Origin of the sequence: Caldisericum sp., assembly GCA_022759145.1 — a bacterium.
GTDB lineage: Bacteria > Caldisericota > Caldisericia > Caldisericales > Caldisericaceae > Caldisericum.
This window is the reverse complement of sequence record JAEMPV010000127.1, coordinates 1-11,151: the sequence shown is the minus strand read 5'-3', so window position 1 is coordinate 11,151 and position 11,151 is coordinate 1. Positions and strand designations below refer to the sequence as shown.

The window sequence follows — 11,151 nt, the reverse complement described above, 5'->3', positions numbered from 1 at the left end:
TTCAATTTTCCATGGATGGATACGAAGATAAGACGCTCGATAACATAGACATAGAAGAGGATACGAAGGTTATCTCAGCAAACCTTAGAAAAGTCCCGGAGGAAGAGATTGAGATGATGGAGTATGGTCCTACCGGTGGTCCAATTATGTTTCATTCAGGTCCTAACTTTGACTCTTGCATAAGAGGTGTCCCTGCATATTCCAATATTTTTTATGGCGAAACACTTACAGTAGAAGGTGTAACTGTCCTTGATGAGTTCGATATAGTATTTCCAAGTGGTAAAAAGGTTCATTTTGATACGGAAAAAGTTTCAGATAAAGTTAGAAAATTTTCGAAGGTTGTTACTTTTGATGAATTGGGTAGTTACAAGATTGTTGCAAATGGAGAAACAAAATACGGATTTGAGGTTGATTACAAGCCTACACTTCTTCCTCCAACTCCAAAACTCACAGATATGTTTTTGACCCATTGCAAAGACCAATTTAAAAATGCAATTGCAGTGCCTGTTGGTGGTGAAGTTGAGGCAAAAGTCCTTATAACTAACGCAGATGGAAAACCAATTCCAAATGCCTCTCTTGGTGTTTACGGATTAAAAACCGACAAAAATGGTATTGTGACTTTCAAGGTAAAAGTTGAAAGGGTAGATACACATTCTTACAAAACCTATGTAAATGGACAGGAAGTGCAATTCTATGGTGGGTTAATGATTTACGGGGATATATATGTATGGGGATATGATTATGCAAAATACTCGAAAGATGGAAAACTCATTTCCTATACACCTCAAAGTAAATCACAAGAACTATATCCTAATTTTGTAGATCAACTTCCCGTTGTAAGCGATGGCAATAGCACTTATGTTCAACTTGATGCACTTAATATGAGGCTAAATGAAATTTACAGAGGAACAGGTATAGATAACGACATCATCCTTCCTCATCCAGAAGACCCATCCGTTATCTACACAAAAGGATTTGTTTCAAAAGATGGAGGCAAACACTTTGAGAAAATGAGCGAAACTCTTGATGCAATTGCATTAAATTCCAAAAATCCTAATGAAGTTTTCGGATATGTTCTAAAAGATAAAACAGGATATATTCTTAGGTCTGAGGACTTTGGGCAGCACTTTGAATTTACTAAAATTGAAAATGTCAATTTTTCACATTACTTTGTTTCGAATTTATTTATCGACCAGGATAACCCGCAAAAAGTTTATCTTGTAACACAGAGGGGATTGTATGTATCAGACAATGGAGGAAAAGACTTTTCGCTTTTATACACAGACCTGGGTCAAATAACATCGATCGCCATAAACCCGGCTAACTCCAATATTGTACTGCTTGTAGGTGTAATGGGTATTGTAAAATCTTCTGACGGCGGAAAAACCTGGAAGATTGTAAAGAAAAACGATAACGAAAACCTTCAATATGTTAACTATTTTTCTTTTGCCGATCCTCAAAAACCGAAGGAAGTATTTGCAGCAATTCGGGGCGAAGAACTCATTGCATCTTACGATGAAGGAGAGACCTGGAAACCGTTTTGTCATTGCACTTATGATGCCGTAGGAAGAAAAAATGTTGATATAAAACCATTTAAGGATACCTATAAAATTTGCACCGTATCATCTAATAATGTATATGTGTCTAACGATGGAGGGAAGACATTTACATCACTCGATTTTCCTGTGAAAGGAGATGTATTTGTAAACATTGGTGCAGATGGAAGGCTATACATATTAATCGATGGGATACCATTTGTAGAAAATGAGGATGGAACAATTTTGCCTCTCGACGGTAAAACATTCCTTGCAGGTGGTCCAAATTGGAAAATAATAAACAAAAAATTTTATATCGAGGTAAAGGATGTTAAAGGCGAGCAACTACGCATAAAGGAAACAAACGACGGCATTGTAATATACAGAATGTGCGATATGCTGATGTATTAAGAGGCGGGTATGAGTAAAAAAGTTTTATTGTGGGTTGTAGTGGGAGTTATTGCTATAGGACTTATTGCAGGTGGCTTTATTTTGGCCCAACGGTTAAAAAATGGACTATCAAAGTATGATAAGGAGGAAATTGCAAGCGTTGTTGAGAACTTCGGAAAGGCGCTTGTAAAGGTGGATAAGGTAGCACCTGAGGAAGAAATTGCAAAAAGTATTAATACATACTACACACCATTTTTAACACCCGGCTTGCTTTCAGAGTGGATATTTAATCCTGAAAAGGCGCTGGGTAGGATAGGGGCAAGTTCTTTGCCTGATAGAATTGAAATACTTTCAATTGAAAGGATTGATATTTCACAGAAAAATAACGTCCAACAAAAAAATTTAGGAGTAACAATCGGTTTTGGGCAAGATGAAAATGAGGAGGCTACAGCAAAAGTTAAAGGCTATTTAACTTTTGCTAAAAGCAATGCAAATGAAATAGATAAAAAGGTTCCTATCGTATTGATCGTAAAGCAAGACTGCCATTCACACAAATGGCTTATTGACAAAGTATATATCAATAAGTTTGCTTTTTACGATGGAAAATTGCTTACTAAAACCCTGAAAGATGCATTCAAAGGAATGTATTATATTGGGGAAAGATACGATCCATGTGCTGAAAGAGAAGTCTATTTTACAGCAGGAACAAATCCCATAGAAGGTGCAGTTGTAGATATGGGCACAGGTGGTGCATATACAGAATACTACACAATTTGCATTGATAAGAATGGAAAACTCGAGGTTGTAAATTTTAAGGATAAGGATGGACATATCAGACCGCTATTTTTTGAGGAAGGCGCTTCTGTTAAACACGAGGCAAGACTGAATCTTGATGAAGAAAATTCAAACCTTGTCGTGTATCAGTCAATTGTCAATAGAGATGATTCAGGAAAAGTAAGCGGTTTCGAGATAGAAGCGTACCTATGGAACAACGAAACACATATTTTCGAATATAGCGAAACCCTTTCGGAGAAATTTAAAAAAGAATTGGAAGAAAAATATGCACCTGAAATAGTAAGCCTCTCATCGCTAAAATTTAAGGAGATAAAAGCAGACTTTCCTGCAATTTCCGCTATTGCAATAAATGGAAATGAGATTGCATTCTCCTCTGGAAAAGACAAAAATCGTATTAACGAAGCCTCAGGCACAATTAACCACATAGAAGTTTTCGACATAAATAAAGGTAAGTTTACAAACTCGGCAACCTTAAATAAAAGTTGGGCAAATATCGACAAAATCAAAATGAACGATAACTGGATTCTTTTTAGAGTCGTTGAAAATGGTTTTGGTGCACAGACTGAGTGCTTCGCCATCAACAGAAAAACAAACGAGATAAAACCAGTTGTAACTACCGAATTTTATGGAAAGTATGTGAGTGTTAAAGATATAGCGCTTGTTGGAGACAATGCTTTTGTATGGATTGATTATTACGAAATGAAAGGCACTCCGGAACAAATATTTATTTTAGGTGAAAAAGAAGGAGAAAGTGTTGCCAACATATACCTACCGAATGGTTCCTCAGATAATCCATTTAATTCAAAAGGAGCAGGGATAGATTACTCAGTTACTTCCTCCAAAATCGGTCTAAATTCTTTTAAAAATGAGACATACAATTCGTCTAATTATACCGTGATAACAAATTTTCAAAGCACAAACGATTGTATTGCCGTAACTTCCGATGTAAACAATAATAAAAAGCAACCGCAAGGGGTTAAGTTTGGAAATTCATTCTCAGCCTTCGTAAGCCCATTTAACAATTATATGTTTTTTGGTTCAATTGTAAGAAACCATTTTATCATTGCTCAAGACAAAAATATTATCTTTGAGTATAGAGGAAAGATTGCAAAAGCACCTTTTGAATCGTTAGATGGAGAAAAAATGAAAGTCAATTTTCTTCCTTACTCAACATATATCAATCCGTATCTTACGGATACGGTTGCTTCGGATGACTACATTGTTTCACTATACAATGACGATAAAAATGTTACCGATACTTACTCCAATGGGAAATCTTACACATCTTCCCTAAAGATTATTGCTGTATATAACTTGAAAACATACAAGACAAAAATTATTAAAGGCGTTTATGCAACAGAAGTAAGAGTTGATGGCGATATATTATACTTTGCAAACCATAAGGAAGACAACACGCCCGATTCAATAATTTACCTTAATCTGAAGGAGAATGGTTTTTAGGAGGAGGTTAAAAATGAAAAAATTAGCAGTTTTAAGTGCTTTGGTGGTATTCTTCTTTACCACTTTTTCATTACCAGTTGGTAGAGCACCTGTTAATGCAGATGCTGGGCCTGTTCACTTATTTGGAGTAAACATTACGCCGTATGAGGAGAACAACATAAGACTCGAAAAAGAAAATCTATTTATTGAATTAAAAAGTTCTGATGATGTATATGTGGATGCAAAATTTGTATTCATAAACGAAGGCGATAAGATTTCTCTTAAAATGGGGTTTCCTTTTGGCATCAGCAGAGATAAAGGCAATGTGATTTTTCCAAAAGATATTAATGTAAAAATTGATGGGAAATCCGTGGAAACAAATTACATAACAACCGAGACAAGCAATTATGACCCGTGGGTATACTTCGATACATCATTCAATAAGGGAGAGACAAAAACTGTCGAGGTATCCTACAGGGCAGTTCCTCTGGGTGGATACTTCTCATATATCCTCAATACGGGGGCGTTGTGGAAAGGTCCTATAGGCACTCTATATATCGATATAAAGTTTCCGATAACTCCAGCATATCCGTATCTTTTGAATTTAAAACCACAGGGCTATACGATACAGGGAAATGAAGCAATCTATCACCTTACAAACTTTGAACCTAAAGAGGATATCGAAATAGAGTTTATTCCTGAAGACTTCTTCAATAAAATTAAGCCACTAAAAGACAAAGCAGAGAAAACACATTCTGCAGGTGATTGGTTTAATTATGCTCTATCCCTTCTTCCTCAAAATCCATTTATGCCATATGAATCTTTAAGAGATGGAGGATTTGTTGGAGGCTATGTAGATGATGCATTCGAAAATTATGTGTTAAGCGTTGTGAAGATGGCAAAGGGGTTGCAAAAAGAAGGTAGCCCTGAATACAAAATTCTTGAGGCAATTGAAAGAGCAAGAACTGATAATTTTTCACAGTTTGAATTAGGGCTTGATGTATTCAATATAGGTGAAGACAGAAATGTGACAATCGATAGTATTCTTTCTCTTTTTGAGGGTGATGTGGATACTCCTCATAATAAAATCGAAGGAAAGATGATTGCGTACATCTTAGAATATAAAGTACTTGCATCGCTTGAAGAATATAACTCAATTCAAGCACTCTCTTTTTTGCACAAACTCCTACAATTAACAGATAAGTATTTCGATAAGAATGATTATATCTCAGTGCCTTATTCTTCTTTTGCAGGGATGATGGCTGCTCAAAAACTTGACACTGGTGCACCTTTCTTTATGGAATGTTTTATTCCGCAGGTTAAAATAGAAGGAGCGAAAATTTACATTTCATATATCCTTCCTTTTTCTATGCAAAATGCATTAAGAAATCCCTACAATAATGGCATTGAAGTAGCAAGCGACAATATAAAACCCTATTTTGAAAAAACCTCACCCTATGCCTATACAGTGAGCGTAGATTTCTCTTCTCAAAATGGTTTGAGTAATTTTGATAACGCAAGAAAATTAGCAATAGGGAGTATAAAAGAGACGAGTAACAGAGAAGGTGATAACTTCGCCTATAAATTCATTAACATTTACTTTGAGGACATCTTAAACAATCTCACCGTTGAGAATGGGCATATTGTCCCTGTTAAAACTTCTCTTGATTGCACGCAAAAAATACAGGATGCCCTGAAAAAAGTGGAGGATGAATCAAAAACTCTACAAACTTATAAAAGCAAAGTTTCCGATACTAATTTTGAGGGAATGTTTATTGACCCATCTTTAGTCATTCTTGATTACAATAGGGACTTTCTTAATGACGCACTCAAAATGCCAAAAATCGAATTCAGTTCGGTATCCTCTACCCAAAATAACTCCACTCAAAGCAAAAATTATACTGTAATTATCCTTTCGATTGCTATTGTTTTACTTCTCATATCCCTTATCTTTGCGATTTTAAAAATAAATAGAATGAAGAAATCTCCCGATGATTCTCCCGACGACTTAAAGAAGTAAATATGAGCAAAAAGATTTTATTGTGGGTTGTAATTGGGATTATTGCTATAGGGGGTATCATTTTAGCGTCCCTTTCTTGTATGAGGTTTGAAACTGTTCCGACAGTAGATCTCTCATCGCTAAAATTTAAGGAGATAAAAGATGATTTCGACTTAGTTTTAGAAGCTATTCCATACAAAGGAACTGTCGCCTTTACCTTCGATAAAGATACAAGGACAAATACCAAAGCTAGAAGGAATTACATCGGTATTTATAATGTGGAAACAGGTAAAATAGACACAATGAAGATTACAGACGAGTTTCTTGATTATTCTTTCATTAATATAGACGATAACTGGATTCTTCATATAATGCCTGACAGTCAACCTTATGAATGCATTGCTATCAATAGGGAGACTAATAAAATCGAATATTTGGTTCCAAAAGACTTCCTTGGAAATTATGTTATTGTAAGAGAGACTGGATTACTGAAAGACGATGCATTTGTTGTAATGGCCGTTTATGAAAAAAGAGGAACATTTAAAGATTCTACTGTAATGTCCGTGAGTCTTGGCGATAGAGTTATAAAAATAAATCTAAAGACTAAAAGTATGGAAACAATTTTTGATGGCGTAGCAGAAAAAGAGGGTGTCTTTTCTTTTGAGGAAATTAAAGATGGTGTTGCCTTTTTAACATGGCCACAGGCAGGACAAGAGGGAAAAGGAAGAAGTTTTTATGTCTACAAAAACGGTGTTCTAACGAGGATAAACTCGCATTTTATTCAGAACGCTGAATATTTCAAAGGATGTAAAGATGACGATACCATCATTTATAGCATTGATAACCTAAAAGAAGTGTACGCTCATATTTCTAATCTTGATAGAAACGCTACTGCATTTAAAAACCTTCGTCAAATCGATTGCTGTTCTAAAGACTACTTTGTAGCAGTAGAAGTTGGGACAACAATGGACAGGGTAACAAATAAACCGGTAGGTTCTTATTCAAAAATCCACATTCTCAACAGGAAAACTAATAAAAGAAGTATTATAGAACTCAATTGTATTGTTTCAGACATTTCGATCTACGGAGATGAGCTTTGCTTTGTAAAACTAAGCGAAGAAGCGGGTATCTTTAGAGACTCTATTATTTACCTTAATCTGAAGGAGAATAGTTTTTAGGAGGCTGGTATGAAGCGAAAGTTAATTATTGCGATTGTGGTAGTTTTTGTGGTAATCGCAATTTTTGTTGGATTTAACTTCTTTAGATTTCGTGGTGTGAGTTCTGCAGAAAAGCAAAGAGCATTTTCAGTTGCAACGTCGTTTGGCGAAGAATTACAGGAACTATCCAAAAATGGCTCTATATCAATAGATTCTAAAACAATTAGGGAAAAATTTGGTCTGCTTCTCACCCAAAGATTACTCATCGAATGGATGGATGATCCAAAAGATTTAGTTGCATTGATTAATTCCACTTATTCTCCCTCAAAAATAGAAATTTCTTCCCTCGAGAAAATTGATACATCTACGATAAAATTAAAAGGAAAAATCCTGTGGGTTAATAAGACAAACAATCACCTGATAAAAAAAGAACCTGTCGTTATGCTTCTTAAAAGAAAAGACCCTGAAGAGCAATACTCCTTAGTCATTGACAAAATATGGCACAATGAATATGCATTTTATGATGGAAAAGCACTTTTAAAAATCCTCGAAGACGCCTTCCCTGAAATGAAGGACATAGGAAAGTATGGTTTGCCGTATGTGGAAGAAACGGCAGAACTTACAATGGATGGAACTAAAGAAGCGATTGTCAACATGCAAACAGGAGACAAATTTACAAATTATTATACGGTATGTATATTTGACAAAGGGCGTCTTAAGGTTGCACCATTTAAAAATATTTATGGTGTTATACAGCCGCAATATTTTAGAAGAAGCGTAACTCTTGAGGATATTGAGGATCATAATATTTACCCGCATCGCAAGGTTACTTTCGATTTTGATTACAAGACATATCCATTCATATACGAGTATGAAGTTACAAAGGACGATGTCGGAAGGTTTGTTGAGTTTGATGTTTTTGCGTATCCGTGGGACGGAAAAGAATTTGCGTATAACGATATTTATTCAAATAAAATCAAAAGAGACCCTCCAAAAAATCTTACCAGGCTATTTACAAGCCCGAATGTTGTAGAAGCATCAAAAGTTAAGTCAAAAGAGATAAAAGGAAACTTCAATTTTATAAGCGAAATATATGCCTATAGAGACGAAATTGCATTTATTTCAGGAGAGGACAATTTCGACCAAAGGCACATCACAGTATATGATACGAACAAAGGGAAAATTGAATATACATATGAAGAAAGTAAAGGAAATGTTATAAGTTCAATTCAGATGAATGACGACTGGATTGCATTTCTTACGGGGAAATCAGACATTTACTCAATGACAGGAACCCCTGCATATGTAAAGGCAATAGAAAGGAAAACACAAAAAAGTATAACCTTAGATTTTGAAACCAGTGATTCACTAATACTTAGTGGAGACTCAATTTATACAATCAAAAGAGAAAGTTTAGGCGATAAAATTTTAGAAGCAAATCTCAAAAACAGGAACACAACTGTAGTATACGACGGCATTCAAAAAATAAATAACATACTCTTATATAAGCCGCCCGAAAAGAAAAATTATCCGCAAGGGACAGGATCCATATCGCAAATTTGCAAAACAAAGGATTTTATTTTGTCTTTTATAACTGAAACTATAAAAGAAAACAATTCTAATAAAATTGAGCATTTGTTGTGGATGAAAACTCTCAGAGAGCCGACAATTATATCGTTAGAAAAATTAGATTTCCCCCAACTTACAAACCTCACCTGTACAGAAGATAATAATATTATTTTTAGCCTTTTCGGAAAAACACTCATATCGCCTTTATTTGCCTATGATCATTTCGATATATTAAAGGATATTGAATACAGTTATCCCTATATTGATATTAAAGCATCAAATGATTACATAGTGTCGATTGACTCTACTGGAAATATTTTTGTGTTAAACAGAGATACAAACAAGTTGTCCGTAATTGCGAATGCCTATGCTAAATCTATATCTCTTTATGAGTCTAAACTTTATTATGTAAGAAATACTTATTCGGGTAATAACTCAATCATTTTTGTGGATTTGAAGGATAATGGCTTTTAGGAGGTGGGTATGAAGCGATTTTTGATTGTATTGCTGGCTGTTTTGTTTACATTAAGTGCTTCTGGGTGCAACAAAAAGTCAGAAAATGTTGTAAATGAATTTGGAACGCTTTGGATTGAAACTACTCCAGAAGGTGCAGATGTGAGTATAGATGGCAAAAGTATGGGCTCAACGCCTTTAAGCAATCTTACAATTCCATATGGAAAACATAGAATAACAATAACAAAGTACGGATACAAAGATTTGAATAAAGATGTAGATATTGATGATTCAAACAAATCCGTAAAACTTTCGTTTATCCTGGAAAAAGACACTGATTTTGCGAATGTGATCATAAAAACAAACGGTTCGCTTCTAATTGTTGTAGACAAACACTTAACATGGAAAATGACAAATCAACCACTCACTATTAAGAAAGGCATGCACGAGATACAACTCGTCGGAGGAGAAAATAGAGACTATTCTCTCATTGGAACTTTTGATATAAAAGATGACATCGTCCTTACTGAAAATAATTTTAAGAAAGAAAATCTGCAAATACCAAACGGACAACTCTTTTATTCAGTGCAGTTTATTGGACCACCTATTATGAGATGTTGTTCATATTCCATATTTACATATTCAGATATCTATGTTAATCAAACAATTTTATTGAAAGGGCACACCAATAAGACGATAAAATCATTCTATATTGTATTTCCAAGTGGCAAAAAAATGAAAGTTGATACGGTAAAGGGCAATTGTGACGATTGCACAAATCGTTTTGAGAAGTTAGTTACCTTCGACGAGCAAGGTGTGTATAGTATTAAGGAAACAGAAGGAGAAGACCAAATTCTTGGTGAAAGTTTTGTCGTAGATTATAAACCGAAAATTATTTCCAGTGTTATAAAATTAAAAGAACTATTCCCGTATTTACAGGTACCATATGCAGACAGAGCGATTATTGCATTTGAGAACGACGAAACTATAGTTAAACTTCTTATAACAGATGCAAATGGAGTTATTATGCGTAATACAGATATAGGTGCATACGGATTAAAAACAGATAATAATGGAGTTGCAACATTTGATATTCTAATGAAACCAAACAGCGCAAGTGCTGATCCTTTCTGCTGTAGCGATGATACAATTATAAATAATAAAGTGGCTGGATTTATGATATATGGTGATATAATTGCAAGCGCTGTAAGAAGAAAAACAATAAGCAGGAAATATGCAGAAAATATAAACGGAAGCCTGTATCTTCCAAAAGATATGGTTGCTTATTCCATACCTTCATACGAAATGCCTTCAATAACTACAGTAGATGGTAAAGAATATGTGAAAATAGGACAGATTATGGATTTTCCGGAAAATTATCCTGATATTACTATAAAGGAAAACGGCAACGAAATAACAATATACACGCTTATTGGAAAGGCGCCATAGAGAGAAAATGGGCAAAATATATGTTGGGGTTGATAGCGTTGGATTGTTCGAGGTGATTCCATGAGAGGGAAGAGTATGCTAAAAAATCTTCAAAAGATCTTCACAATAACTTTTATAATTATTTCGTTAATCTTTACATCCTGCAGTTCAAACAATAAAAAAGTCGAGAATGAGTCTATCCCGGACTTTCATTTCGAAGAAGTAAAACCTTTTACACAAATTGCAAATAAATATAAAAATCCAAATTACTTGTCTTCTATCATAAGCATACTTACCGATAAGACAAACCCTAATATAATCTATGTTTTAACAGGTTTTGGGCTGTTTAAGTCAGATGATGGTGGCTTAAGCTGGAATTTATTAC

7 protein-coding genes are annotated in these 11,151 nt (G+C 34.7%); all 7 read left to right on the top strand.

The window, feature by feature from the left end; translation table 11 throughout:
* Nucleotides 1–1,946 (top strand): hypothetical protein (locus tag JHC30_07210; GenBank protein MCI4463936.1); only part of this gene is annotated, 1,946 nt, incomplete at its 5' end.
* 9 nt (nt 1,947–1,955) lie between these two features.
* Nucleotides 1,956–4,181 (top strand): hypothetical protein, encoded by a 2,226-nt coding sequence (locus JHC30_07205; GenBank protein MCI4463935.1) that lies wholly within the window; start codon nt 1,956–1,958, stop codon nt 4,179–4,181.
* 13 nt (nt 4,182–4,194) lie between these two features.
* A complete protein-coding gene (locus JHC30_07200; GenBank protein ID MCI4463934.1) occupies nt 4,195–6,180 on the top strand; it encodes a hypothetical protein in 1,986 nt (661 codons plus the stop codon).
* A gap of 2 nt (nt 6,181–6,182) precedes the next feature.
* The gene (locus JHC30_07195) at nt 6,183–7,337 is read left to right on the top strand and encodes a hypothetical protein (GenBank protein ID MCI4463933.1); all 1,155 of its coding nucleotides are present in this window, start codon (nt 6,183–6,185) and stop codon (nt 7,335–7,337) included.
* A gap of 9 nt (nt 7,338–7,346) precedes the next feature.
* Nucleotides 7,347–9,359, top strand: a complete 2,013-nt coding sequence (locus tag JHC30_07190) for a hypothetical protein (protein ID MCI4463932.1) — start codon at nt 7,347–7,349, stop codon at nt 9,357–9,359.
* A gap of 9 nt (nt 9,360–9,368) precedes the next feature.
* Nucleotides 9,369–10,787 carry a PEGA domain-containing protein gene (locus tag JHC30_07185; protein MCI4463931.1) on the top strand — a complete coding sequence of 473 codons (1,419 nt, stop codon included), beginning with the start codon at nt 9,369–9,371 and terminating at the stop codon, nt 10,785–10,787.
* A 75-nt stretch (nt 10,788–10,862) separates the two neighbouring features.
* The coding region (locus JHC30_07180) for a hypothetical protein (protein MCI4463930.1) at nt 10,863–11,151 on the top strand (289 nt) is incomplete at its 3' end.

What these genes read in the sequence shown, in the direction of transcription:
- JHC30_07200 (MCI4463934.1), top strand. Translation starts at nt 4,195, where the DNA reads ATGAAAAAATTAGCAGTTTTAAGTGCTTTGGTGGTATTCTTCTTTACC.
- JHC30_07205 (MCI4463935.1), top strand. Translation starts at nt 1,956, where the DNA reads ATGAGTAAAAAAGTTTTATTGTGGGTTGTAGTGGGAGTTATTGCTATA.
- JHC30_07195 (MCI4463933.1), top strand. Translation starts at nt 6,183, where the DNA reads ATGAGCAAAAAGATTTTATTGTGGGTTGTAATTGGGATTATTGCTATA.
- JHC30_07190 (MCI4463932.1), top strand. Translation starts at nt 7,347, where the DNA reads ATGAAGCGAAAGTTAATTATTGCGATTGTGGTAGTTTTTGTGGTAATC.
- JHC30_07185 (MCI4463931.1), top strand. Translation starts at nt 9,369, where the DNA reads ATGAAGCGATTTTTGATTGTATTGCTGGCTGTTTTGTTTACATTAAGT.